At 70.5% G+C, this 25,053-nt stretch carries 21 protein-coding genes; 11 read left to right on the forward strand and 10 right to left on the reverse strand.

The genetic code is table 11. The features are described 5' to 3' along the window. From glgX (ACWEVN_RS16385) to ACWEVN_RS16405, 5 genes are all read right to left on the reverse strand, one after another. Window positions 1-1,437, reverse strand: a 1,437-nt coding sequence (glgX, locus tag ACWEVN_RS16385) for a glycogen debranching protein GlgX (RefSeq protein WP_452051785.1), incomplete at its 3' end; no start/stop codon positions are given. 51 nt (window positions 1,438-1,488) lie between these two features. Continuing rightward, the gene (gene treZ / locus ACWEVN_RS16390; RefSeq protein ID WP_449685440.1) at window positions 1,489-3,213 is read right to left on the reverse strand and encodes a malto-oligosyltrehalose trehalohydrolase; all 1,725 of its coding nucleotides are present in this window, start codon (window positions 3,211-3,213) and stop codon (window positions 1,489-1,491) included. Next, entirely contained in the window at window positions 3,210-5,486 is a 2,277-nt protein-coding gene (gene treY / locus ACWEVN_RS16395; RefSeq protein ID WP_452051786.1) for a malto-oligosyltrehalose synthase, read from the reverse strand. The genes treZ and treY overlap by 4 nt, the downstream gene beginning before the upstream one ends. Beyond that, complete coding sequence (gene glgX / locus ACWEVN_RS16400; RefSeq protein WP_452051787.1) at window positions 5,483-7,618, reverse strand: glycogen debranching protein GlgX; 2,136 nt, start codon at window positions 7,616-7,618, stop codon at window positions 5,483-5,485. The genes treY and glgX (ACWEVN_RS16400) overlap by 4 nt, the downstream gene beginning before the upstream one ends. Window positions 7,619-7,745: 127 nt before the next feature. Continuing rightward, window positions 7,746-8,612, reverse strand: a complete 867-nt coding sequence (locus tag ACWEVN_RS16405) for a manganese catalase family protein (protein ID WP_452051788.1) — start codon at window positions 8,610-8,612, stop codon at window positions 7,746-7,748. Between the two features lie 166 nt (window positions 8,613-8,778). On the opposite strand from ACWEVN_RS16405, the gene ACWEVN_RS16410 reads away from it, so the two are divergent. Next, window positions 8,779-9,000, forward strand: coding sequence for a hypothetical protein (locus ACWEVN_RS16410; protein ID WP_449682387.1), 222 nt, complete (start codon window positions 8,779-8,781; stop codon window positions 8,998-9,000). Between the two features lie 40 nt (window positions 9,001-9,040). Here ACWEVN_RS16410 and ACWEVN_RS16415 read toward each other — a convergent pair whose 3' ends face one another. Continuing rightward, window positions 9,041-9,892, reverse strand: coding sequence for an SDR family oxidoreductase (locus tag ACWEVN_RS16415; RefSeq protein WP_452051789.1), 852 nt, complete (start codon window positions 9,890-9,892; stop codon window positions 9,041-9,043). 120 nt (window positions 9,893-10,012) lie between these two features. Between ACWEVN_RS16415 and ACWEVN_RS16420 the strand changes: the two genes are divergently transcribed. Then, a complete protein-coding gene (locus ACWEVN_RS16420; protein WP_452051790.1) occupies window positions 10,013-10,417 on the forward strand; it encodes a winged helix-turn-helix transcriptional regulator in 405 nt (134 codons plus the stop codon). A gap of 4 nt (window positions 10,418-10,421) precedes the next feature. On the opposite strand, the gene ACWEVN_RS16425 is transcribed toward ACWEVN_RS16420, so the two are convergent. Beyond that, a complete protein-coding gene (locus ACWEVN_RS16425) occupies window positions 10,422-11,003 on the reverse strand; it encodes a hypothetical protein (RefSeq protein ID WP_452051791.1) in 582 nt (193 codons plus the stop codon). 271 nt (window positions 11,004-11,274) lie between these two features. Here ACWEVN_RS16425 and ACWEVN_RS16430 point away from each other — a divergent pair, with 271 nt between their 5' ends. Together ACWEVN_RS16430 and ACWEVN_RS16435 are read left to right on the forward strand one after the other, a co-directional pair. Further along, window positions 11,275-12,822 carry an alpha-L-arabinofuranosidase B gene (locus ACWEVN_RS16430; protein WP_452051792.1) on the forward strand — a complete coding sequence of 516 codons (1,548 nt, stop codon included), beginning with the start codon at window positions 11,275-11,277 and terminating at the stop codon, window positions 12,820-12,822. A 163-nt stretch (window positions 12,823-12,985) separates the two neighbouring features. Beyond that, window positions 12,986-14,224, forward strand: a complete 1,239-nt coding sequence (locus tag ACWEVN_RS16435; RefSeq protein ID WP_452051793.1) for a GDSL-type esterase/lipase family protein — start codon at window positions 12,986-12,988, stop codon at window positions 14,222-14,224. Between the two features lie 312 nt (window positions 14,225-14,536). Here ACWEVN_RS16435 and ACWEVN_RS16440 read toward each other — a convergent pair whose 3' ends face one another. Beyond that, the gene (locus tag ACWEVN_RS16440; protein WP_452051794.1) at window positions 14,537-15,550 is read right to left on the reverse strand and encodes a LacI family DNA-binding transcriptional regulator; all 1,014 of its coding nucleotides are present in this window, start codon (window positions 15,548-15,550) and stop codon (window positions 14,537-14,539) included. A 158-nt stretch (window positions 15,551-15,708) separates the two neighbouring features. Between ACWEVN_RS16440 and ACWEVN_RS16445 the strand changes: the two genes are divergently transcribed. From ACWEVN_RS16445 to ACWEVN_RS16460, 4 genes are read left to right on the forward strand one after another with little or no spacing between them, the layout of a single operon-like run. Then, a complete protein-coding gene (locus ACWEVN_RS16445; protein WP_452051795.1) occupies window positions 15,709-16,938 on the forward strand; it encodes a sugar ABC transporter substrate-binding protein in 1,230 nt (409 codons plus the stop codon). Between the two features lie 8 nt (window positions 16,939-16,946). After that, window positions 16,947-17,894, forward strand: a complete 948-nt coding sequence (locus tag ACWEVN_RS16450; RefSeq protein WP_452051796.1) for a carbohydrate ABC transporter permease — start codon at window positions 16,947-16,949, stop codon at window positions 17,892-17,894. Then, window positions 17,891-18,700, forward strand: a complete 810-nt coding sequence (locus tag ACWEVN_RS16455) for a carbohydrate ABC transporter permease (RefSeq protein ID WP_452051797.1) — start codon at window positions 17,891-17,893, stop codon at window positions 18,698-18,700. The genes ACWEVN_RS16450 and ACWEVN_RS16455 overlap by 4 nt, the downstream gene beginning before the upstream one ends. Before the next feature lie 25 nt (window positions 18,701-18,725). Continuing rightward, a complete protein-coding gene (locus ACWEVN_RS16460; protein ID WP_452051798.1) occupies window positions 18,726-20,426 on the forward strand; it encodes an amylo-alpha-1,6-glucosidase in 1,701 nt (566 codons plus the stop codon). Between the two features lie 15 nt (window positions 20,427-20,441). Here ACWEVN_RS16460 and ACWEVN_RS16465 read toward each other — a convergent pair whose 3' ends face one another. Beyond that, window positions 20,442-20,810 (reverse strand): VOC family protein, encoded by a 369-nt coding sequence (locus ACWEVN_RS16465; protein WP_452051799.1) that lies wholly within the window; start codon window positions 20,808-20,810, stop codon window positions 20,442-20,444. A gap of 374 nt (window positions 20,811-21,184) precedes the next feature. Between ACWEVN_RS16465 and ACWEVN_RS16470 the strand changes: the two genes are divergently transcribed. Both ACWEVN_RS16470 and ACWEVN_RS16475 read left to right on the forward strand, forming a co-directional pair. Then, the gene (locus ACWEVN_RS16470; RefSeq protein ID WP_449682400.1) at window positions 21,185-21,877 is read left to right on the forward strand and encodes a glycoside hydrolase family 12 protein; all 693 of its coding nucleotides are present in this window, start codon (window positions 21,185-21,187) and stop codon (window positions 21,875-21,877) included. Window positions 21,878-22,496: 619 nt separating this feature from the next. Then, a complete protein-coding gene (locus ACWEVN_RS16475; RefSeq protein WP_452051800.1) occupies window positions 22,497-23,219 on the forward strand; it encodes a pentapeptide repeat-containing protein in 723 nt (240 codons plus the stop codon). A gap of 275 nt (window positions 23,220-23,494) precedes the next feature. Here ACWEVN_RS16475 and ACWEVN_RS16480 read toward each other — a convergent pair whose 3' ends face one another. Further along, the gene (locus ACWEVN_RS16480; protein ID WP_449682402.1) at window positions 23,495-24,064 is read right to left on the reverse strand and encodes a TetR/AcrR family transcriptional regulator; all 570 of its coding nucleotides are present in this window, start codon (window positions 24,062-24,064) and stop codon (window positions 23,495-23,497) included. Between the two features lie 85 nt (window positions 24,065-24,149). On the opposite strand from ACWEVN_RS16480, the gene ACWEVN_RS16485 reads away from it, so the two are divergent. Continuing rightward, the gene (locus tag ACWEVN_RS16485) at window positions 24,150-25,046 is read left to right on the forward strand and encodes an aldo/keto reductase (protein WP_452051801.1); all 897 of its coding nucleotides are present in this window, start codon (window positions 24,150-24,152) and stop codon (window positions 25,044-25,046) included. Window positions 25,047-25,053: the final 7 nt, after the last annotated feature.

The raw sequence follows: 25,053 nt of genomic DNA on the forward strand, positions 1-25,053 counted from the left end.
GCCGTCGCGGTTGTCCTCGCCGTTGCCCTCGTTGTGCTTTTCGTTGTAGGACACCAGGTCCCGCAGCGTGAAGCCGTCGTGCGCGGTGACGAAGTTGATCGACTGCCACGGCCGCCGGAGGTTGTGGTCGTACAGGTCCGACGAGCCGGACAGCCGGTAGGCGAGGTCGCGGACGCCGGTCGCGCCGCGCCAGAAGTCCCGCACGGTGTCGCGGTAGCGGCCGTTCCACTCGGCCCACTGGGCCCCGAAGCCGCCGACGCGGTAGCCCTCGCCGGTCGCGTCCCACGGCTCGGCGATCAGCTTGCACCGCGAGAGCACCGGGTCGGTGGTGATCGCCGTGAGCAGCGTCGACGCCGGGTCGAACGCTCCCCCGCGCGGGCGGCCGAGGGTGCTGGCGAGGTCGAACCGGAAGCCGTCGACGCCCATCTCCTGCGTCCAGTACCGCAGCGAGTCGGTCACCAGCCGGACCACCGTCGGCGAACCGGCCTCCAGGGTGTTGCCGCAGCCGGTGATGTCGGCCATGTGCCCGCGCTCGGTGTGCAGGTAGTACACCGGCGCGTTCAGCCCGCGGAAGCTCAGCGTCGGCCCGTCCGGCCCGCCCTCGCAGGTGTGGTTGAACACGACGTCGAGGATCACTTCGATACCCGCCGCGTGCAGGGCGGCCACCATCAGCCGGAACTCTTCGACCTCGTGCCCGGGTTCGCTGGCGTAGCCGGCGTGCGGGGCGAAGAAGCCGAGCGGCGAGTACCCCCAGTAGTTGTGCCGTCCGGCCCGGACCAGCGACGGCTCGTCGAGGAACGCGTGCACCGGCAGCAGCTCGACCGAGGTGACGCCGAGGCGGGTCAGGTACTCGATCGCCACCGGGTGGGCCAGGCCGAGGTAGGTGCCGCGCAGCGCCTCCGGGATGAACGGGTGCTGCTGCGTGAAGCCCTTGACGTGCAGTTCGTAGACCACCGCCTCCTCGAACGGCACCTCCGGCTTGATCCCGGTGTCCGGCCCGCCCGGCGAGGTGACCACCGACAGCGGCACGCTGCCCAGGGAGTCCACAGTGGACATCGGGCCGCGCTCGGGGTCGCCGGTGAAGCCCTGGGCCGCGGCGAGGTCGGTCAGCCCGCCGGTGATCTGCCGGGCGTACGGGTCGACGAGCAGCTTGTGCGGGTTGCACCGCAGGCCGCGGGCCGGGTCGTACGGGCCGTGGATCCGGTACCCGTAGCGCTGCCCCGGCGTCACCCCGGGCACCAGGCCGTGCCAGACGCCGAAGGTGCGCTCGGTGAGCGCGATCCGGCGTTCCGACCCGTCCGCGTCGATCAGGCACAGCTCGACGGCGTCCGCGACGGCGGACGTGATCGCGAACCGCACCCCGCCGGCCTCGGGGTGGGCTCCGAGCGGGAAGGGGCGGCCGGCGAGGACGTGGTCGGCGGAGGGTCGTGTGGCCATTCCTGAATCGTCCCAGACAATCAGCGGTCCGTGCGCGTCCTGGCAGAGGAGTTACCCGGAGGCAACCGCCGACCGGGCGATCACGAAGGTGTCCGGGGGCAGGTGGGCGGCCCCACCGTCCACGGTGGCCTCTCCCCAGGTCAGCAGCGACTCCGCGGCCCCGAGCGGCAGGGTGACCGGGCCGGGGCCGAAGTTGACGGCCAGTCGCAGCGCGCCGCGGTGCAGCACCAGCCACGACCCGTCCGGCGCGGAGTCGACGCGCAGGTCCGCGACCCACGGGTCGGCCAGCTCCGGCCGTTCGCGGCGCAACCGGATCAACGCGCGGTAGAGCGCCAGCATGTCCCGGTGACCGGGACGCTCCGGCTCGGTCCAATCCAGCCGCGAGCGTTCGACGGTGGCCGGGTCCATCGGGTCCGGCACCTCCGACTCGCCCCAGCCGTGCCGCGAGAACTCGCGACGGCGGCCGGTGCGGACGGCCTCGGCCAGCTCCGGGTCCGGGAAGGACGCGAAGAACTGCCACGGCGTGCTCGCCGCCCACTCCTCCCCCATGAACACCATCGGCGTGTACGGCGAGCAGAACAGGATCGCCGCCCCGCAGGCCAGCCGGTCGGCCGAGACCGTCGCGGACAGCCGGTCGCCGGTCGCGCGGTTGCCGATCTGGTCGTGGTTCTGCAGGTAGCCGAGGAAGCGGTGGCCCGGCACGGTCCGCGTGTCGACCGGGCGGCCGTGCGTCCGCTCCCGGAACGACGACCAGGTGCCCGCGTGGAAGAACACCTCTCGCAGCACCCGCTCGAGGGCGTCCGGTGCGGCGAAGTCCGTGTAATACCCGGTCGCCTCGCCGGTCAGCTTGACGTGCAGGGCGTGGTGGAGGTCGTCCGACCACTGGGCGTGCAGGCCGTAGCCGCCACGCTCGCGGGGCGTGACCAGCCGCGGGTCGTTGAGGTCGGACTCGGCGATCAGGGTCAGCGGCCGGTTGAGCGCCGCCGACAGCGCGTCGGCCTCGGTGGCGAGCTGTTCGAGCAGGTGGACGGCCCGCCGGTCGAGCAGCGCGTGCACGGCGTCCAGGCGCAGGGCGTCGACGTGGAAGTCGCGGAACCAGCTCAGCGCGTTGTCGACCACGTACCGGCGGACCTCGTCGGAACCGGCGCCGTCGAGGTTGAGGCCGGGACCCCAGTCGTTCTGGCCGGCGAAGTACGGCCCGAACTTGTCGAGGTAGGCCCCCGACGGGCCGAGGTGGTTGTAGACGACGTCGAGCACGACCGCCAGGCCCCGCGCGTGAGCCGCGTCGACGAACCGCTTGAACCCGTCCGGGCCGCCGTAGGGCTCGTGGACCGCGCCCCAGAGGACGCCGTCGTAGCCCCAGCCCGCGGTGCCGTCGAAGGAGTTGACCGGCAGCAGTTCGACGTGCGTGATGCCGAGGTCGACGAGGTGGTCGAGCCGGTCGATCGCCGCGTCGAAGGTGCCGCCTTCGGTGAACGTGCCGATGTGGAGTTCGTAGAGGACGGCGCCGGGCAGCTGACGGCCGGTCCAGGCGTCGTCGGTCCAGGCGAACTCGCCGTGGTCGTAGACGCGCGACTCGGCGTGGACGCCGTGCGGCTGCCACCGCGACCGCGGGTCGGGCAGCGGTTTCTCGTCGTCGTCGAGCAGGAAGGCGTAGTTGATCCCCTCGGCGTCGGCGTGCCACCAGCCGCCGTCACCCGCGGTCATCTCGTGCACGCCCGCGTCGACGCTCACCCGGACCCGGCGGGCCGCCGGGGCCCACACGCTGAACTTCATGCGTCTCCTCGCACCAGCAACGCGACGGGGTACCGCTCGAACAGGGTGGTCAGGTCGCCGGTCGCTTCCCGGCCGGTCAGGACGTCGGTCCAGACCCCGGGCGGCAGCGGCAGGACGGTGTCGCGCCAGCCGCCGCCGGCGTCGAGCCCGGCCGGGAGCCGGGTCACCGCCACGGCGAGGTCCGAGCTGCGCGTGTAGGCCAGGACGTGCTTCTCCGCGGCACCCTCGGCCCGCAGCGGCCGGTAGCCGCGGAACAGCGCCGGGTGCTCCCGCCGCAGCCGCAGCGCCTTGTGCACGACCAGCAGCTTCGCCGCGCCTGACGCGTCGATCTCCGGCAGCTCGTCCTCGGCGATCCGCGCCAGGAGCTCCCGCCGGACGACGTAGTCGACCGAGCGGCGGTTGTCCGGGTCCACCAGCGAGAAGTCCCACAGCTCGGTGCCCTGGTAGACGTCCGGGACGCCGGGCGCGGTGAGCTGGACGAGCTTCTGGCCGAGCGAGTTCGCGTACCCGGGCCCTTCGATGCGCCGGACGAACGCCTCGACGTCCGCGGCCAGCTCCGGGTCGTTCATCACGTCCTCGGGCCAGGCGGCCACGTCGGCTTCGAAGGCCTCGTCGTGGTCGGTCCAGCTGGTCCGGAGCTTGGCTTCCTTGGCCGCCTTGTCCAGGTAGTCCCGCAGCCGCGCCGGCTCGATCGGCCAGGTCGACACCAGGGTCTGCCAGGCCAGCAGGTTCAGCGACGGCTCGTCGATGCCGCGGCGCGCGGTCCACCGCCGGACGGCCTCGGCGAACTCGCCGGGCACCTCGGCCAGCACGGCCATCCGGGCGCGCGTGTCCTCCGAGCGCTTGGTGTCGTGCGTGGTCAGCGTCGTCATCGCCGCCGGGTAACCGGCCTCGCGCTCGGCGGCCAGCCGGTGGAAGTCCTCGACGTCCAGGCCGAACCGGTCCGGGTTGCCGCCGACCTCGTTGAGCGCGGCGAAGCGCGTGTAGCGGTAGAACGTCGTGTCCTCGGTGCCCTTGGCCACGACCATGCCGGACGTCTGCTGGAGCCGGGTGGCCAGCTCGCTCTCCGGGTTCTCGCGCACGTGGGTGTCGAGGGCGCGCAGCGCGTCGGCGAGGTCGGGCCGCGCCCGGCGGGCGCCCTCGATCGCCGCCGCCCAGTGCGCCGCGCCTTCGGGGAGGTAGGAGCGGTAGACCGGGAAGGCGATCATGGTCTCGGCCACCGCCTGCCGGGCTTGCTCGGGGTCGACGCCGGGCAGCAGCGCGGCGATCCGCCGGACCTCGGCGACCAGGATGCGGTCGGTGACCAGGCGCCGGGCCTCGGCCTCGACGCGGTGGTAGCCGGTCTTCACGCCCAGCTCGGTGGCCAGCTCGGTGAAGCCGGGCTCGCCCGCCGGGTCGACGAAGACACCGGCGATCTCGCGCAGGGCGTCGTAGCCGGTGGTGCCGTCGACCGGCCAGCTCTGCGGCAGCGGCTCGCCCGGGTGCAGGATCTTCTCGGCCACGATCCACGCGTCCGGCGCGTTCTCCCGCAACCGCCGGAAGTAGCCGCCCGGGTCGGCGAGGCCGTCCGGGTGGTCGACGCGCAGGCCGGTGACGTCGCCGTCGGCGACCCAGCGCAGCACCTCGCCGTGCGTCGCGGCGAACACCTTCGGGTCTTCGACGCGGACCGCGGCCAGCGTGGTGATGTCGAAGAACCGGCGGTAGGTCAGCTCGGCGTTGCCGCGGCGCCAGCCGATCAGGCGGTAGTGCTGGCGCTCGTGGACCTCTTGCGGCGTCCCGCCTCCGGTGCCGGGGGCGATCGGGAAGCGGTGGTCGTAGTAGACCAGCTCGTCGCCCTCGACGGTCAGCTCCCCGACGGCGTCGTCGTCGCCGAGGACCGGCAGCAGGAGCGGGCCGCGCTCCCAGTCGACGTCGAAGAAGGACGCGTACTCGGAGTCGCGGCCGTGCTCGAGGACGTCCCACCACCAGCGGTTCGCCTTCGGCACCTCGACCGACATGTGGTTCGGCACGATGTCGACCACCAGGCCCAGCCCGAGCTCCTTCAGCAGCGCGGACAGCTCCTGGCGCGCCCCCTCACCGCCCAGCGCGGGCCGCGCGCGGGTCGGGTCGACGACGTCGTAACCGTGCGTCGAACCGGGGGCCGCGTCCAGCACCGGCGACGCGTACAGCGCGCCGATGCCGAGGTCGCGCAGATAGCCGGCGATGCCGGCCGCGTCGGCGAAGGTGAACTCCGGGCGCAGCTGGACCCGGTAGGTCGACTCCGGCACGGTCATGCGGATTCCGTCTCCGTCCGTTGCAGCACGATCAGGGACCGGGCGGGCAGGGTGAGCCGGCCGCCGCCTTCGACCGGTTTCGCGTCGGCGGGTTCCACCTCGCCGGTCGCGGTGTCGACGACGACGGTCCAGCTTTCCCCGTAGCCGTTGCCCGGGAGCGTGGTGTCGATGTCCTCGTAGTGGGCGTTGAAGGCGAGCAGGAACGAGTTGTCCTCGACGTGCATCCCGCGCTGGTCGAGGTCGGGGATCGCCTTGCCGTTGAGGAAGACGACGACCGCCTTGCCGAAGCCGTCGTCCCAGTTCTGCTCGGTCATCTCCTCGCCGGCCGGGGTGAACCAGGCGATGTCGCCGAGCTTGTCGCCCTTGCCGACCGGGCCGCCCTGGAAGAACCGGCGGCGGCGGAACACCGGGTGCCGGTGCCGGAACGCGCCCAGCCCGGCGGTGAACTTGACCAGGTCCGCGTTCTCCTTGGCCAGTTCCCAGTCCATCCAGGACAGTTCGGAGTCCTGGCAGTAGACGTTGTTGTTGCCCTGCTGGGTGCGGCCGAACTCGTCGCCGTGCAGGATCATCGGCACGCCCTGGGAGAGCAGCAGCGTCGCGAGCATGTTCCGCTGCTGCCGGACGCGCAGGGCGAGCACCTCGGGATCGTCGGTCTCGCCCTCGACCCCGCAGTTCCACGAGCGGTTGTCGTCGGCGCCGTCGCGGCCGTCCTCGCCGTTGGCCTCGTTGTGCTTTTCGTTGTACGACACCAGGTCGTTCAACGTGAAGCCGTCGTGCGCGGTGACGAAGTTGATCGACGCGAACGGGCGGCGGCCGTCGCTCTGGTAGAGGTCCGACGACCCCGTGATCCGCGAGGCGAACTCGCCCAGCGTGGCGGGCTCGCCGCGCCAGAAGTCGCGGACGGTGTCGCGGTAGGCGCCGTTCCACTCCGTCCACAGCGGCGGGAAGTTGCCCACCTGGTACCCGCCCGGGCCGACGTCCCAGGGCTCGGCGATCAGCTTCACCTGGCTCACCACGGGGTCCTGCTGCACCAGGTCGAAGAAGGTGGCCAGCCGGTCGACGTCGTAGAACTCGCGGGCGAGCGTGGCGGCGAGGTCGAACCGGAAGCCGTCGACGTGCATCTCCGTCACCCAGTAGCGCAGCGAGTCCATGATCAGCTGCAGGGTGTGCGGCTGGCGCACGTTCAGCGAGTTCCCGGTACCGGTGTAGTCCATGTAGTACTGCGGATCGTCTTCGACCAGCCGGTAGTAGGCCTGGTTGTCGATGCCGCGCATGGACAGCGTCGGCCCGAGGTGGTTGCCCTCGGCCGTGTGGTTGTAGACGACGTCGAGGATGACTTCGATCCCGGCCTCGTGCAGCGTCCGCACCATCGCCTTGAACTCGTGCACCTCGCTGCCGGGGGTCGCCGGCATGATCGAGGCGGCGTACTCGTTGTGCGGCGCGAAGTAGGCGATCGTGTTGTAGCCCCAGTAGTTGGCCAGGCCGCGCTCGGTGAGGGCGTGGTCGTGCAGGAACTGGTGGACCGGCATCAGCTCGACGGCGGTGACGCCGAGGGTCTTGAGGTACTCGATCATCACCGGGTGCGCCAGCCCGGAGTACGTCCCCCGCAGCTCCTCCGGGATGTCCGGGTGGAGCTTCGTCAGCCCGCGGACGTGGGCTTCGTAGACGACGGTCTCGTTGTACGGCACCTTCGGCGGCCGGTCGTTGGCCCAGTCGAAGTACGGGTTGACGACGACCGCGCGGACGGTGTGCGCCGCCGAGTCGTCGTCGTTGCGCTCCTCGGGCCGGCCGAACCGGTAGCCGAACACGGATTCGTCCCAGTCCACCCGGCCGGTGACGGCCTTGGCGTACGGGTCGAGCAGCAGCTTGGCGGGGTTGCACCGCAGCCCGCGGGCGGGGTCGTGCGGCCCGTGGACGCGGAAGCCGTACTCCTGGCCGGGGCCGATGCCGGTCAGGTAGCCGTGGTGGACGAAGCCGTCGACCTCCGGCAGCCGGATCCGGGTCTCGGTTCCGTCCGGGGCGAACAGGCAGAGGTCGACGCGGTCGGCGACCTCGGAGAAGAGCGCGAAGTTGGTGCCGACACCGTCGTAGTCGGCGCCGAGCGGGTAGGGGGAACCGGGCCAAGGCTGCACTGGGCCTCCACAGGGGCGCGAGGGAACTCCGTCCGGATACCCGGCCGGACGGCGGCCGAATCCGTGACGCGCGCCTCCTCACCCGGACGCCCGGCCGGGGCCGCCGGCAGCGACCCCGGCCACGGCGTCAGGTGAGCTTGTTCTTGACTTCCTTGGCCTTGCCCTTGGCGGTGCCCTTCGCGTCCTGCAGCGGCGAGTAGGTGCCGTAGAGGGCGGGGTCGGGCTTCGGGGCGGTACCCGGGCCGCCGAGGGGTTCGGGGTCCATGAGGTATTCGATGCTTGCGTCGGTGGTCCAGCTGGTGCCCTTGGCGCCGTCGGGGCCGTCGGAGAGGTGCCAGATGGTGTGGTTGTGGGTCTGGTCTTCTTCGTCGAAGAGGGCGTTGGGGGCGATGTCGCCTTCAAGGCCGTCGGCCTTGAGTTCTTCGATGGCGGCCAGCCATTGCTTCTGGTGGACGGTGTCGCGGGCGAGGTTGAACTTGAGCATGGCCTTGACGCCGGGGTCGTCGGTCATGTTGTAGAGCCGTGCGGTCTGGAGGCGGCCTTGGGCTTCGGCGGCGGCGTTGGCCTGGAAGTCGGCGAGCAGGTTGCCGGAGGCGACGATGTACTTGCCGTTCCAGGGGTAGCCGTTGCTGTCGGCCGGCAGGGCGCCGCCGCCGGCGACGATGGCCTGCTGGACGTCCATGCCGCCGATCATCGCGGCCATCACCGGGTCTTTGACGGCTTCGGCGGTGGCGGTGGCGGGGGCGCCTTCGAGGAGGCGGGCGACCATGGTGGCGAGCATTTCGACGTGGCCGATTTCTTCGGTCGCGGTGTCCATGATCAGGTCTTTGTATTTGCCTTCGATGCGGCAGTTCCAGCCCTGGAACAGGTACTGCATGGTGACGGTCATTTCGCCGTAGGCGCCGCCGATGAGTTCCTGGAGCTTGTGGGCGTACACGGGGTCGGGCTTTTCGGGCTTGGCTTCGAACTGAAGCAGCTTCGTGTGACGGAACACGACATTCCCTCCGTCGTCCGGGTGGCGGTCGGAAGGGGCTTTCCCGGTTAGCGGAGGGTTAACCAACCGGATCCTCGGCGACTCGGGCCGGACGGCGGAGGATCGACAACGCCACCGTCGCTGTGGTAGTTGAACGCGGAACGTTCGATGGCGAGTGGAGCGATACGTGAGCGATCACCAGGAGCGGGTGCCGGCCTGCCGGCGGTACCAGTGCGAAGAGCCGGCCCTCTGGCGGAGGATGTGCGCGGCTCACTGGGCTCGCTGGCAGAACGGGACCGACCCGCTCGACCAGCCGGGTGACGACGCCGCGTCCCCGGAACCCCGTGTGTGGCAGCCGCCGTTGCGGGAGAACAGCGTTTCGCAGCGGAAGCCCGGCCGGCCGGGCTGACTCCGGTGGGGAGCCCCGCGAGGAGGCTCCCCGCCACGGTTCAGCCGGCGAGCTCGGCCACGGTCGCGCCGATCGGCGTGCTGGGCCGGCCGATCAGGGCGCGGAGGTCGTCCGTGGTCTCGGCGAGCAGGCCGGCCTTCGTGTCGGCGTCCAGCGTCACGAGGAGGCCGACGACCGGCTCGGGCAGGCCCGCCTGGGTGAGCACCTCGGCGTGCTGCTCGGCCGGCAGGCCGGCGTAGGTGACTTCGCGGCCGGTCGCCTTGGCGATCTCGCCCGCGAGGTCGGCGTAGGTCCAGGCGACGTCCCCGGCGAGCTCGTAGATCTTGCCTTCGTGGCCTTCGCCGGTCAGCACGGCGACCGCGGCCGCTGCGTAGTCGGCGCGGGTGGCGCTGGCGACCCGGCCGTCGCCCGCGCTGCCGGCGAAGCTGCCCGTCTGGACGGCCTGCTTGATCGTGTCGGCGAAGTTCTCGTTGTACCAGTTGTTGCGCAGGATCGTCGCGGTCAGGCCGGAGGCCTCGATCAGCTCCTCGGTCGCCTTGTGCTCCGGGGCCAGCACCAGCTTCGACGTCGTCGCCCGCGGCGCGCTGGTGTAGACGAGGTGGCGGACCCCGGCCTGCTTGGCCGCCTCGATGACCGCCGCGTGCTGCGCGACCCGCTGACCGACCTCGCTGCTCGAAACCAGCAGCACCTTGTCGGCGCCCTTGAGCGCGGTGACCAGGCTGTCCGGGTCGGTGTAGTCCGCGCGACGGACCTCGACCCCGCGTTCGGACAGGTCCGCGGCCTTCTCCGGGGTGCGCACCGCGGCGACGACCCGGTCGGCGGGGAGCTGCTCGAGCAGGCCTTCGACGACGAGCTTGCCGAGGTGGCCGGTGGCGCCGGTGACGACGATCATGAGGACTCCTTGAAGGTTCAAGTACCTAGTGTCCCGAAGGATGTACTAACTTTTAGAAAGTGCCAACTCATTGTTAGTGCAGTCACATCCATCGTGCAAACTCTCGGATAGTATCGAGGCGTGGACGGACAACGAGCTGACGCCGAGCACGAAGCGCTGGTCGCCGACGTGTTCAGTGCCGCGTGCGCGTCCCGCGCCGTGCTGGAGCACGTCACCGGCCGGTGGGGCGTGCTCGCCCTGGTCGCGCTGAACGACGGCGTGTTCCGGTTCAACGCCCTGCGCCGCCGGGTGCAGGGCGTCAGCGAGAAGATGCTCGCCCAGACACTGCAGGCGCTGGAGCGCGACGGCTTCGTGCACCGGGAAGCGCGCCCGACGATCCCGCCGCACGTCGAGTACAGCCTCACGCCCTCGGGACAGGAGGTCGCGCGGCGGCTCCTGGGGCTGATCGAAGTCCTCGAGGCCGGCGTGCCCGACGTCGTGGCGGCGCAGGCCCGCTACGACGCCGCGAAAGCCGCGAGCGCGTGACGGGCTAGCGGGCCGCGGGCACGGGATTCGCGAGCGCGCCCAGCAGGAACATGCCCGTCGCGATGCCGAGCATCGTCAGCACGCCGCGGGGCCAGAAGATGTGGCTGTCGAAGAAAGAAACGCTGGCCGCGAGCAGCACCACGGCGCCCGGTGCGGCACGCCACGACGCTTCCCGCGCGACGCTCGCGACCACGGCGACATTGGCCGCGAGAAAGCACAATGCGCCGACCTGGCCGAGTGTGTCACCGATGCCGAACACCGCTCCGGTGACGGGCGTGACGGCGTGCTGGGTGTGGACCACGGTCCCTGCCGCGATGCCCGCCACGGCGTCGAGTCCGCCGTAGAACGCCGCGAACCCGAAGGCCGCTAGCCGGCCCGGGCGGCGAAGTGTCGCGGGGGCCGGCGAGAGCAGCAGCCACTGGGCCACCGCGAGCAACGGGAACACCGGCAGGAGGACGATGTGGAGGGTGGTCCACCACGGTGCGCTCGCCGGGCCGAGCACGAGTGGGTGCGCCAGGCCGAAGCCGGCCAGTACCAGTGCGGGCGCGGCGTAGCCGGCGGCGCGCGTCCAGCGTGAGCGAAGCATCGCCCGACGGTATCGGCCCTCGTGGCCGTCCGGCGATTACCGAACTCTTACCGCCCGGACGGCAAGGGGTCCAAGGGATTCCGGGTGCCCGGGTCCGGCCGCGGCGGGAAAACCGGCCATTGCACTCCGTCGGCCCGAGGGTTATGTTAGCGCTCACAATCGCTCCGCTTGTGCCGTTCCTGCGTGTCGGTGATCGAGGAGGAGGTTGGCACCGTCGCCGGCCCGCGCACCTGTCGATTCGACGATTTCCGTACCCCAGCGGGAGATCACCATGGCACGACAGCCGAGATATGTCCCCATCGCGAAGGCCCTGCTCGCCGCCGGCACGCTCGTCGCCGGGCTGCTCGCCGCCGGCGGCACATCCCAGGCGGCCACCCAAGGTCCGTGCGACATCTACGCGGCCGGCGGAACTCCTTGCGTCGCCGCGCATTCCACGACCCGGGCCTTGTACGGCGCCTACACCGGGCCGCTGTACCAAGTCCGGCGCGCTTCCGACAACGCCACGCGCGACATCGCCCCCTTGGCCGCGGGTGGTGTCGCCAACGCCGCGACGCAGGATTCGTTCTGCGCCGGGACCACCTGCCTGATCACGGTCATCTACGACCAGTCCGGCCGGAACAACCGCCTCACGCAGGCGCCGCCCGGCGGGTTCCAGGGGCCGGCCGCGGGCGGCTACGACAACCTCGCCAACGCCACCGCGGCGCCGATCAGCGTCGGCGGCCACAAGGCCTACGGCGTCTACGTGGCGCCCGGAACGGGCTACCGCAACAACAACACCAACGGCATCGCGACCGGCGATCAGCCCGAGGGCATGTACGCGATCTTCGACGGCACGCACTACAACGGCGGTTGCTGCTTCGACTACGGCAACGCCGAGCGCAACAGCCGCGACAACGGCAACGGCACGATGGAAGCCATCTACTTCGGCAACAACAAGATCTGGGGCTACGGCGCCGGGAACGGCCCGTGGATCATGGCCGACCTCGAAAACGGCCTGTTCTCCGGCGTCAACCAGCACTACAACGCGGGCGACCCCAGCATCAGCCACCGGTTCCTGACCGCCATCGTCAAGGGCGGCCCGAACAAGTGGGCCATCCGCGGCGGCAACGCCCAGTCCGGCGGCGTGTCCACCTTCTACGACGGCGTGCGCCCGAACGTCTCGGGCTACAACCCGATGAAGAAGGAAGGCGCCATCATCCTGGGCATCGGCGGCGACAACAGCGTCGGCGCCCGCGGCACCTTCTACGAAGGCGTGATGACGTCCGGTTATCCCTCGGACGCCACGGAAAACGCGGTGCAGGCCAACATCACCGCGGCCGGCTACGCCACGACTTCCGCGGGCACCGGCCTGACCCCGGGCACGTCCGTCTCGCTGCGCGCCACCACCCCCGGCTACACCGACCGCTACATCCACCACACCGGGTCCACTGTGGACAGCGTGGTGATCGGCAGCGGCAGCTCGGCCACGGAGAAGGGCAACGCGTCCTGGACCGTCCGCGCCGGGCTCGGCAGCAGCTCGTGCGTGTCGTTCGAGTCGAAGAACGTGGCGGGGCAGTACCTGCGGCACCAGAACTACCGGCTGTACCTGCAGGCCAACGACGGCAGCTCGCTGTTCGCCCAGGACGCGACCTTCTGCCCGGAGGCCGGCCGCAACGGCCAGGGTGCCTCGCTGAGATCGCTCAACTTCCCCGACCGGTACGTGCGCCACTACGACAACATCGTCTACATCGCCGCCAACGGCGGGTCGAACACCTTCGACAACGCCAACGCCTACAGCGATGACGTGAGCTGGCTCGTCAGCTCACCGTGGGCGTCCTGATCCCCAGCGCCGTCACGTGCCCTGCCCGCGGGCGGGGCACGTGACAGCCTCTACTCCGGCGGCGGTACCGGAGTCCCGGCCGGCCACGGGAGCATCCACGGGCCGGGCACCAGGCCGTGCTCGCCGCCTGCTCCACCGGTACCCCGGAGAAAGGACTTCCCGGATGCGTTTCCGCCGAACCGCTGTGGTCCTGGCCGTTTCCGCGTCGCTGCTGACCCCGGCGACCGCGGACGCCTTGCCGTCCGGCGGGGCCCCACCGGGCTGGGTGACGCTCACCGAGTCCGCCCTCCAAGGGGTGCACGGCACCGCCCCCGACGTCACCGTCCGCAACGTGCTCACGGTGACCGCCACCGGGGCGGCGCTGCGGGTGCGGCTGAGCAACCCGTTCGGCAGCACCGCGATGACCGTGCGGTCGGTGTGGGTCGGCAAGCAGCCGTCGACGAACTCACCCGCGCTCGTGCCGGGATCGAACCGGCGGGCCACGTTCGGCTTCCGGCACGCGGTGACGATCCCGCCGGGCAAGAGCGTGTGGACCGACCCGCTGCCGCTTTCGGTCCGGCGCGGCGACCACGTCGCGGTCAGCATCTACGCGCCGGGTGCCCCGATCAACGACCACACCTTCCCGCCGCCGGAGACCTACACGCCCGGATCGTTCACCTCGGCCGGGCCTGGGGACGCCGGTGCGGACGAATCCGGGAGCGCGTACGGGCCCTTCGCGCCCGGCGTCCTGTGGTGGGCCGACGCGATCAGCGCCGCGTCGCCCGTTCGCGGCACGATCGTCACGCTCGGCGACTCGATCACCGACGGCTACAACGCGTTCGGCGGCGGTCCGCGCTGGACCGACGTGCTCGCCGAGCGCATCGGGACGCTGCCGCCGTCGCGGCGGCTGTCGGTGGCCAACGCGGGGATCAGTGGCAACACCGTCAGCGTGCAGCCGAACCCGTACGACCCCACCGGCCAGTGCTGCGGCCCGCCCGCGCCGGTCCGCCTCGACCGGGACGTGCTGTCGCTGCCCGGCGTGCGGTACGTCCTGCTCCTGGAGGGCACGAACGACCTCGGCGGCGGCGACAACGCGGCACCGGCGCCGGCTGCGCAGGTCATCGACGCCATGCGCACCATCGTCCAGCGGGTGCACGCGACCGGCCGCCGGATCGTCGGCGCGACGGTCCTGCCGATGTGCAACGCGGCCGGCAGCCCGAAGGAACAGGCACGGCTCGCGGTCAACGCGTGGATCCGCACGTCCGGGACGTTCGACGCGGTGCTCGACTTCGACGCCGTGCTGCGCGACCCGGCGGACCCGACGGTGATCCGCGCGGACTGGCGCACCGACTGCTACCACCCGAACGCGGCCGGCGACCGGCGGCTCGGGGATTCGATCGACCTCAAGGTGTTCGCGCGCTGAGCGATCCGGGACCCGGTGGGGCGCTCCCACCGGGTTTCGGGCGCACGCACCGCGGGCACCTGGCACGCCGGAGGGGGCTCGCCCGACTCTCGTGGGGAGGCTTCGATGTCGCCCATCGACCACCTGATCGTACCGTCATCGGCGCCCGCCGGGCCCGGGCCGAGGAGCGCCGTCCCGCCCCGCAGCAGGCCGGCCGGCGGGGTCCGAAGTCCCCGCCCGGCCGGCGTTCCGGCACCGCGTAGTGACGCCCCTGAGCGGCGCGATCTCCGGCGGTGAGCCTGTCGAACCGGTTCGACCCGGAGGGCTGCCCGGTCAGTGGCGGCGCCGGGCCCCCGTGCTCGACCGCAGCGAGATCGGCGGCTCCAGCAGCGCGTGCCGCGGTTCCGCGCCCGCGTCCGCGATCTGGGCCAGGAGCAGGTCCACCGCCAGCCGGCCGAGCTCCACCGCGGGGACGTCCGCCGCCGTCAGGGGCGGGTGGAAGTCTTCCGCCAGGCGCTCCGCGATCACGCCCGTCAGCGAGAAGTCGCGCGGCACCTCGAGTCCGGCCCGGTGCAACGCGCGCTGGACGCCCGGCAGGGCCGCTTCGTTGATCGTCACCGCCGCCGTCACCGAAGGCCACTGGGTGCGGATCTGCTCGAAGCAGGCCAGGCCCGCCGCCGCTTCGTCGGCGCAGCACACCGTCCGGGCCGTCAGGCCGCGGGCCGCCGTCGCGTCGAGGAAGCCGGTCGTCGAGCGCAGGGCCGGGCCGTAGCCCGCCGCGACGAGTTCGGCCGACCGGTTGATCAGCACCACCTCTTCGTGGCCGAGATCCGCCAGGTGGTGGACGCAGCGCGTGATCAGCGCGCCGTAGTCGACGTCGACCCACCAGGACGCCCCCGGGTGCTCGACGTGGCCGATCGTCACGAACGGCAGGCTCGCCTGGCTCAGCCGCTCGACCCGGGGGTCCTCCAGGAGGATCTCCATCAGGATCACGCCGTCGACGCGCCGGCCGTTGACGATGCGCTCGAACGACCGGTCGTGGTCGCCGCCGCTGGGGGAGAGCAGGACGTCGAGGTCGTGGGCGGCCGCCGCGTCGACCACGCTGCCGACGAAGCCCAGCTGGACGTCGGTCAACCGGCGGCTGGCCGGTGGCACCACCAGGCCCAGGGTGCGCGTGCGGCCCTCGGCCAGGGCGCGGGCGCTGGCGTTGGGCCGGTAGTCGAGCTCGGCGATGACGTCGTTGATGCGCTGCACGGTGGCCGCCGACACCGGTCGCTTGCCGCTGAGCGCGTACGACACGGTGCTGCGCGAAACCCCCGCGCGCCGCGCGATCTCCCCGATGTTCATGCTGCTCCTGACCCCGGTGCCCAGAACCGGTTCGATCGTAGTACAAGCAGTATTGCGCAGGAGCGCTCTGGCGGTTTACGGTGACGCCCGCCGCCTGCGTCGAACCGGTTCGATGGCGGCGAAGCCGTCGTCGCCGGTGCCGACAGGAAGGACCTCCCATGAAGCGTCACCCCCTCATCCGGCTGCTGTCGGTGGCCGTCGCCGCGACGACACTGGCCGCCTGCTCCTCCGGCCCGGCGCCCGGTTCGGCCGGGGGCACCTTCACCGTCTGGGACCCTTACCCGCAGTTCGACGCGAGCTCCGCGTGGGCGAAGGTCGTCGACAAGTGCGGTGCCGACGCCGGGGTCAAGATCGCGCGGCAGGCGTTCGACACGACCGACCTCACCAACAAGGTGCTGCTCGCCGCCCAGCAGAACACCGCGCCGAACGTCCTCGTGGTCGACAACCCGGTCGTCTCGACGCTGGCCGAGGGCGGGGTGCTCAAGTCCACTGCGGACACCGGGCTCGACACCGCGCAGGTCGCCCCGAACCTGCTCGCCGCCGGCGACGTCAAGGGCCAGGTCTACGGCGTCCCGATCGGGGCCAACACCCTTGCCCTCTACTACAACAAGGCCGTGCTGACCGCGGCCGGCGTCGACCCGGCGTCGGTGCGGGACTGGGCGAGTCTCGACGCGGCGCTCACCAAGGTGCAGGCCGCGGGCAAGAAGGGCATCACGTTCTCCGCCATCGGCACCGAAGAGGGCAGTTTCCAGTTCCTGCCGTGGTTCTGGGGCTCGGGCGCCAACCTGACCGACCTCGCCTCGGCCGACGCCGTCGCCGCGCTCGCGCAGTGGAAGTCGTGGCTGGACAAGAAGTACGCCCCCAACTCGGTGGTCGGCAACACGCAGACCACCAGCTGGCAGGAGTTCGCGACCGGCGAGTACGCCTTCGCCGAGAACGGCACCTGGCAGCTGCAGAACGCGAAGAAGGCCGGCTTCGAGTACGGCGTCCTCCCGATCCCGGCGCGCACCGGGGGAGCGGCTCCGGCGCCCACCGGCGGCGAGTTCGTCACCGTGCCCGCCCAGAGCAGCCCGGACGCCGAGAAGACCGCGGGCAAGATCGCGTCCTGCCTGACCAGCCCGGCCAACGTGCTCGACTCCGACACCGCGCTGACCTACGTCTCCGCCGTGCCGTCGGTGCAGGAGAAGCAGGTCGCCGCCCAGCCGGAGCTGAAGGTGTGGGTCGACGCGGTCAAGGTGGCGAAGGGCCGCACCGGCGACAACCTCGGCACCCGGTACCCGCGGATCTCCGAACCGCTCTGGGGTGCCGTGCAGGCCGCGCTGACCGGTGCGAAGGCCCCGGACGTCGCCCTGGCGGCCGCGCAGGCGACCGCCGCGTCGGCGAAGTAGGCCCGCCCGTGCTGGACACCCGTCAGACGGCCACCGCCCGTCCGGCCGCGCGAGCACCCGGACGAGCCCGGCGGCGCCGCCGGCCGCAGCTGCTCGCGTGGGCGTTCCTCACGCCGCTCGTCGCCTACCTCGTCCTGTGCTACGGCTATCCGCTGGTCACGAACATCGATCTCAGCCTGCGCGACTACACCGTCCGCACCTTCGTGCACGGCGGGGCGCCGCTGGTCTGGTTCGACAACTACGCGGGCGTCTTCACCGATCCGACCTTCCGCACGGCGTTGCTCGACACGTTCGTCTTCACCGCCGCGTCGCTGCTCTTCCAGTACGGCATCGGCCTGGCGATGGCGGTGTTCTTCGCCCGCCACTTCCGGCTGGGCCCGACGCTGCGCGCGCTGTTCCTCGTGCCCTGGCTGCTCCCGCTGATCGTCTCGGGCTCGACGTGGGCGTGGCTGCTCAACAGCGAATCCGGCGTGGTCAACGCGGTGCTGGGCTGGTTCGGCGCCGGCCGGATCGACTGGCTGACGTCGCCGTCCTGGGCGCTGGTGTCGGTGATCATCGCCAACATCTGGATCGGCGTGCCGTTCAACCTCGTGGTGCTGCACAGCGGCCTGCAGAACATCCCGGCCGAGGTGTACGAGGCGGCATCGCTCGACGGCGCCGGCGCGTGGCAGCGGTTCCGGCACGTCACCTTCCCGTTGCTGCGGCCGGTTTCGGCGATCACCCTGCTGCTGGGGCTGGTCTACACGCTGAAGGTGTTCGACGTCATCTGGATCATGACCAAGGGCGGCCCCGGCGGGGCGTCGACCACCCTGGCCACCTGGTCCTACCAGCTCGGCTTCGGCAGCCTGCTGCCGCGCTTCGGGCCCAGCGCGGCCGTGGGCAACGTGCTCATCCTGCTGGCCCTGGTCGCCGGGCTGCTCTACATCCGCGCCCAGCGCAGGCAGGGGGTAGCGTGATCCGCCGCTGGCGCACCGCGGTGGGGCTGGTCCTCACCGCCGTGATGCTGTTCCCCGTCTACTGGATGGTCAACGTGTCGCTGACCCCGGCCGGGCGGATGCGCAAGTCGCCGCCCGACTGGTTCCCCGCCGCGCCGACGTTCGAAGGCTACGAACGGGTGCTGCGCGAGCAGCTCCCGTACTTCGCCACCAGCCTGTTCGTCGCGCTGGGCACCGTGGCGCTGACGCTGGCCCTGGCCGCGCCTTCGGCCTACGCGCTGGCCAAACTGTGCCCGCGCGGGGGCCGGGCGCTCGGGTTCGTGCTGCTGGTCGCGCAGATGATCCCCGGCATCATCATGGCGCTGGGCTTCTACGGCATCTACGTCTCCCTCGGCATCACCAACACCGCCTGGGGCCTGGTCCTCGCCGACTCGACGATCGCGGTGCCGTTCGCCGTGCTCATCCTGACCTCGTTCATGGCTTCGGTGCCGGACGAGCTCGTCCAGGCGGCCACCATCGACGGCGCGGGCGCGCTGCGCACGTTCTGGTCGGTGGTGCTGCCCGCGAGCCGCAACGGCGTGGTGACAGCGGGGTTGTTCTCGTTCCTGTGGGCCTGGTCGGACTTCGTCTTCGCGGCGACGCTCGACGGTGGCGGCTCGCTGCGGCCGCTGACCCTGGGCATCTACCGCTACATCGGCAACAACAACCAGGAGTGGAACTCCATCATGGCGACGGCGGTGGTCGCCTCGGTACCCGCCGCCGTGCTCCTCGTGCTGGCGCAGCGGTTCGTCGCCGCCGGCGTCACCGCGGGCGCCGTCAAGGACTGAACCCCCTCTCGGAAAGGACGCTTCTGTGCCCACGGGCGAATTTTCGCTGCGGGAGATCCCGTTCAGCCACCCGGGATCGTGGTTCGACGTCTCCCCGGTGGTGGCCCAGGCCACCTACGCCGGCGACCTGCACCTGGTGTCCCACCGCCACGGCATGCACGCCGTCCTGGCGCTGGTCCCCGAAAGCGGCGGGCAGCGGGCGGACGTCCCGGCCGCCGCCACGCCGTCCGAGCTCACCTGGGGGACCGGCGACCGGCGGATCACCGCGGCCTTCGCGGGGCCGGACGTGCTCCGGATCGCGGGGCGCGGCCTCGACCTGAGGATCCGCGCGGCGGAGCTCACGCTGACCCCGTTCACCGGCACGTACTTCTTCGCCGACCCGGTCGACGGCTCGGCCGTCTTCACCTCCTACGAAACCGGCCACCGCTACCGCGTCACCGTCCTTTCCGGACACACGCGCCACGTCGGCGCCGAAGCGCTCGGGACGGCCGAGCGGGCCGTCGTCGTGAGCGGCGACACCTGGGAGGTGGCGATCGAGGAAGTTCCCGGCGCCCGCGAACCGTACTCGGCGGTGACCGCGTTCGACGACGTGGTCGCCGCCACCCGGGCGGAGTTCGCCGCGTTCGCCGACGCCGTGGCACCGTGGCGCGGCGAGCACACGCCGGCGGCCGAGCTCGCCTGTTACGTGCTCTGGTCGGCCATCGTGGCGCCCGCCGGGTTCGTCGGCCGTCCGGCCGTGCTGATGTCGAAGCACTGGATGGACAAGGTGTGGAGCTGGGACCACTGCTTCACCGCGCTCGCGCTGGCCGGCGGGCGGCCCGAGCTGGCCTGGCACCAGGTCCAGGTCGTGTTCGACCACCAGGACGACCGGGGCGCGCTCCCCGACTCGATCACCCACGCCGAGGTGCTGCGCAACTTCGTCAAGCCGCCGATCCACGGCTGGGCGCTCGGCCGCCTGCGCCGCCGCCTGCCCGGTGGCCTGCCCGAGCCGGGGCGCACCTACCGGCAGCTGGCGGCGTGGACGACGTTCTGGCTCGAGCACCGCCGCGTGCCCGGCGGGCCGTTCGCCCACTACGAGCACGGCAACGACAGCGGGTGGGACAACGCGACGCCGTTCGCGCGGCGGCGGCTCGTGCAGACGCCCGACCTCGCCGCGTTCCTGGTGCTGCAGCTGAAGGAACTGGCCGTGCTGGCCACCGAGCAGGGGGAGCCGGGCGCGGCCGCGCGGTGGGAGGCGGAAGCGGACGGCATGCTGGCGGCCCTGCTGGGCGAGCTGTGGGACGGCACGAAGTTCGTCAGCCGGGTGGCCGCGACCGGGGAGGCGCACGCCGGAGCCAGCCTGCTGGAGCTGATGCCGATCGTGCTCGGCGAACACCTGCCGCCGGACGTCCGCGACCGGGTCGTGGCCGGCCTGGAGCCGCACCTGACCGACATCGGGCTGGCGACCGAGCGGCCGGAATCCCCGTTCTACGAGGCCGACGGCTACTGGCGCGGCCCGGTGTGGGCGCCGGTCACCGTGCTGATCGAGGACGGCCTCCGCCGCGCCGGCGCCACGGAGCTCGCCGACCGCGTCAGCGCCCGGTTCCGCGCGGTGTGCGAGAAGTCCGGGTTCGCCGAGAACTTCGACGCGCTGACCGGAGACGGCCTGCGCGACCGCGCCTACACGTGGACGGCCGCCGCCTACCTGGTGCTCGCCGGCGACGCCGAAGAGCGTTCGCGGCGGTAGGCGGCGCACCGCACGTCAGGTGCGGTCGTGCAGCGTGACGTGGTAGCCGTCGGGGTCGGCGAAGGTGAACGTCCGGCCGAAGGGGCCGTCGATCGGCGCGGAGACGATCGGGTGCCCGTCGGCGGCGAGCGCGTCGTGGATGGCCTGGACATCGGTGGCGTGCAGCCAGATCGCGGCACCGATGCCGGGTCGCGCCGCGGAGTCGAGGTCGGTGCCGGGCACGACGTCCCGGAGGGCGAACGCGATCGGCTTCGTCTCGAAGACGACGGCGTGCGGGGGCCCGGCCGGCGAGCGGACGAGGCCGAGGTACTGCTCGTAGAACGCCTGCGAAGCGGCGAGGTCGCGCGCCTGGAGCGAGACGAAGTCGGGGCCGGTGACGGGCATGGGTTGCTGCTCCTTCTCTGCGTGTCAGGTTCCTGACATGGACCACGGTATGTCAGGAACCTGACACGCGTCAAGCCGGGCGGGTGCACCTTGTCGAACCGCATCGACAATGGCGTGTTCGTGGCGGACTCCTGGTGGCGTGCGAAAACGGGCCGCGATTCGACAGAATCGAAACATCGGCACAGGTCGAAATCATCGAAGTATTGTCGCCGGTGATTTGATCGATGCTGGTCGAATGCCGGTGAATCACCCACCGTATCTTGACCGGTACGCAACTCGCCTGCGATAGTCGTCCCACTCCCGTTCACGCCGCAGCAGCGGCGAATAGTCGTCGAAACGATTCGACAAAGAGTCAACCGGGAAAGGACGAATCGATGCACAACGTGGTGCGTTCCCTGCTCGTCTCATTCACCGCGGCCGCCGTCGTGGCCACCACCGCCGGCGTGGCCGAAGCGGCCACTTGGTCGTCTTCGGACAAGTGGGCGACCTGGTCCAACGGCGGCTACACCGTCCGCAACGACGTCTGGGGCGGTGGCGCCGGCCCGCAGACGATCTGGGCGAACTCCTACAGCAACTGGGGGGTGTGGGCCGACCACCCGAACACGGGCGGGGTCAAGTCGTACCCCCACTCGGCGAAGAACGTCGGCCGGACGCTCGGTTCGCTGCGCCAGGTGTCCAGCAGTTTCAACGTGAGCCGCCCGGGCAGCGGGGCGTACGAGACCGCGTATGACATCTGGGCGAACAACAACGCGTACGAAATCATGTTGTGGGTCAACAAGCAGGGCGCCGTCGGCCCGATCGGAACCAAGCAGACGACGGTGAGCGTCGGCGGCCACACGTGGGACGTCTACAAGGGATCGAACGGTTCGAACGCGGTGTTCTCGTTCCTGCGCACGTCGAACACGAACGCCGGAACGGTGGACGTGCTGGCGGTGCTGAACTGGATCAAGGCCCGCGGCTGGTTCGGGGACGTGACCCTGGGCGAGGTGCAGTTCGGCTTCGAGATCACCTCGGCCTCGGGTGGCTTGAACTTTGCGTCCAACAGCTATTCCGTGTCGGCCTCCTGAGGCCGCAGCGCGTCGACTTCTCCGTCGATCCCGGCTGGTGTCGGGTCCGGGCCGCGAGGCCCGGCCCGGTGTCAGCCGGTGTCGTGGTTGGCTGTGAATCGTTCGTCGCGGCGCAGTCGACCGTTTTGAGGGACTGCTTCATTCGAAAAGTCTGGTCTGGTTCTCTAATTGTCGACGTTTTGGTCAATGTTGAAGGTATCGTGGCGAAGACGCAGAGTTTGCCGACAAGAAGTGGATTTGCATGGCATCCCCTGCGGGGCGCTTATGTGCGGCAATGTGGACCAGGTGCTACGGTTCGCGTTTATTGCAGATGAACCCTGCTATTGATATGTCGAAATACTGGCAGAGTGGTTTTGGTGTGCGGTGTGTATTCTTCTGTGTGCTAGCTCGTCGGGTGGTGTCCCTTGCGCATCTCCGCTGTGGCTTACTCAAAGGCGTAGTGTATGGTACCAGCATAAAGTGATAGGTCATTCTCTAGCTACTCATGAGGGCTTGCATGGCAACTGGAAGAGTGCGTCGATCCGGACGAAGCGGTCGTCGTGCCAGTATTAGACTGGCGCCGCCGAGGCGAAAACCGTTCGCTGACAAGGCTCGCTCGAAACTGAGTTGGGACCGCTTTGTGATAGCGTTGCCAGGCCTTGTTGCAGCAATTGCATTGTTTTTCACTGCTGAATCTCTCGACGCCACGCGATCTCAGTTGGGGCTGGCGGAACAAGGTCAGGTTGCCGACAGGTTCAAGAACGCGATGGAGCAACTGGGGGCTAAGGAAGCGCCGACCAGGCTGGGTGGAATCTACGGACTCGAGAGATTAGTGTTGGATTCCCCGCGTGACTTTGCAACGATCGTACAGGTATTATCTGCATATGTTCGCGAGCGGGCGCCCGTTTCGGGCTGTGAGCAGCACGAGGCGCCGGCCACCGATATTCAGGCCGCAATAACGGTTCTCGCACGGCGTGGTGAGCCGCCTGAGAAGATGCAGTATCCAATCGATCTTCGCAATACCTGCCTTCGTGGGATCGACTTCAGTGGAGGCTGGTCATTCGCGAGCGTAAGTAACCGTCGAGGCGAAGTAGATCCGTCTGTTGCCAAGCGCGATAAGGATCGTGATGGCCTCTTTGAGGCACAAAATATCGCTGACTTCCGAGAAGTGATCTTAACAGGTTCCGATCTGTCGAGTGCGTATCTCCAAAATACGCTGCTGGACGGGGCCGTAGTGAACGGAGCTCGATTTACCAGGAGTAGTTTTGCGCTGGGCAAGCTTGGCTCTGGAATGCGCGGCGACTTGGTTTTCCTTGACGGAAAATCTATGACGATTGAAAGTATGAGAAAAATGATCGGCTAGGGTGTCGCCGAGTCGGAGCTGGAACGCCGCTGCCGTGGGGGAACTTATTCGCACGCCGGTAGCGTGCTTGATGCGGTGCGGAACTTCATCGGTGCAGTCGGGCTGTTCGCGTCCGGGCGGATGGCGGGGAGCCTGGGCAGTGTGCCGGGGGACCTGTGGGTGTGTTCGGGATTGGCACTCTGGTGCTCGAGGTGGAGCAGTTCCTGTTGAAGGCGGAGGATCTGGCGGATCTTGCAGTCGGCCGCCCTGATCCACGTGACGGACACTGCAGCTGGTCACCGGTCCGCCCGCAGCGCGTCGACGATCAGGTCGAGCAGCCGCCCGGTCCGCTCCGGGTCGGAGTCGTCCACTGTGGACAAGAAGGCCCCGAGCAGCAGCACCGTCACATCCTCCGGATCGGCGTCGGCGCGAAGTGTGCCCTCCTTCGCTCCGGCGTCGAGGATGGAGCCGATCGCGGCGGTGATCCGCTGCCGGGTCGCCGGCGTCGCAATCCGCCCCGACGCGACACTGGCCCGGAACGCATCTCCCATTCCCCGTTTGGTGGCCACGAACGCCGCATACCGGTCCATCCACGCCCGAAGCGCGTGCTCGGGTGAGAACGCTTCGAGCAACGCCGGTGCACTTCCCGTGACGTCGTCGAGTTCCGCGGCATAAACGGCTTCGACGAGCGCCTCGCGTGTCGGGAAGTGCCGGTAGAGCGTCCCGATCCCGACGCCGGCCTCCCGGGCGACGGCTTCGAGGGCGACGGGCCCGGTGGCGAAGGCGGCCCGGGCGACCGCGACGAGCTTGTCCCGGTTGCGGCGCGCGTCGGAACGCACGGGCCGGGCAGGGTCGGGCGAAGGCAAAGCGGAGGCACCTCCGGTTGTGCTACGGTCGGCTTTAGCGGAGGTTCCTCCGCTTAGTCATCATCGCACAAGGACGGGGACACCCATGCCATCTCCCGAACGCGGCGCGCTCGCCGGCTGCACCGTCTGCCGCGTCGGCTACGGGGCGATGCAGCTCGAGCGCCTGCACGACGACCGCGCGGCGGCCGTCGCCCTGCTGCGCCACGCCATCGACCTCGGCGTCGACCACGTCGACACGGCCCAGTTCTACGGCAGCGGCTTCGTCAACGACGTCCTCCGTGAGGCCCTCGGATCCGGTGACGACGTGCTGATCGCCACCAAGGTCGGCGCCGACCCGGACCCCGGCGGCCCGATCCCGCTCCGCCTCGCGCAACGCCCGGAAGAGCTGCGCGCGAGCGTCGAGGACAACCTCCGCGCGCTCGGGCTCGACCGGATCCCGCTGGTCAACCTGCGCCGCGGCGACCGGCGGCCCGGCCTGGTCGCCGAGGGCGAGCAGCTCGTCGACCTCGACGACCAGCTCGCCGTGCTGACGGCCCTGCGCGACGAGGGCAAGATCGGCGCGCTCGGGCTCAGCGCGGTGACCTCGGACGTCCTGCGCCGCGCGCTCCCGGCGGGGATCGCCTGCGTGCAGAACGCCTACAGCCTGGTCGGCCGCGAGGACGAGGACATGCTCGAGCTGTGCGTCGCGGAGAACATCGCCTGGGTGCCGTTCTTCCCGCTGGGCGGCGCGTTCCCCGGCCTGCCGAAGGTGACCGACGAGCCCGCGGTGCAGGCGGCCGCGCAGGCCCTGGGCCGCACGCCGGCGCAGGTCGGCCTGGCGTGGCTGCTGCACCGCGCCCCGAACGTCCACCTCATCCCGGGCACCGCGAGCGCGACGCACCTCGAAGCCAACCTCGCCGCCGCGGACGTCACCCTCGACGCCGAGACACTGGCCGCGCTCGACGCGATCCCGGTCCGCCCGATGGACGCCAGTCTCCTTTGAGAGCCGG

The organism is Amycolatopsis sp. NPDC003861, assembly GCF_053605405.1.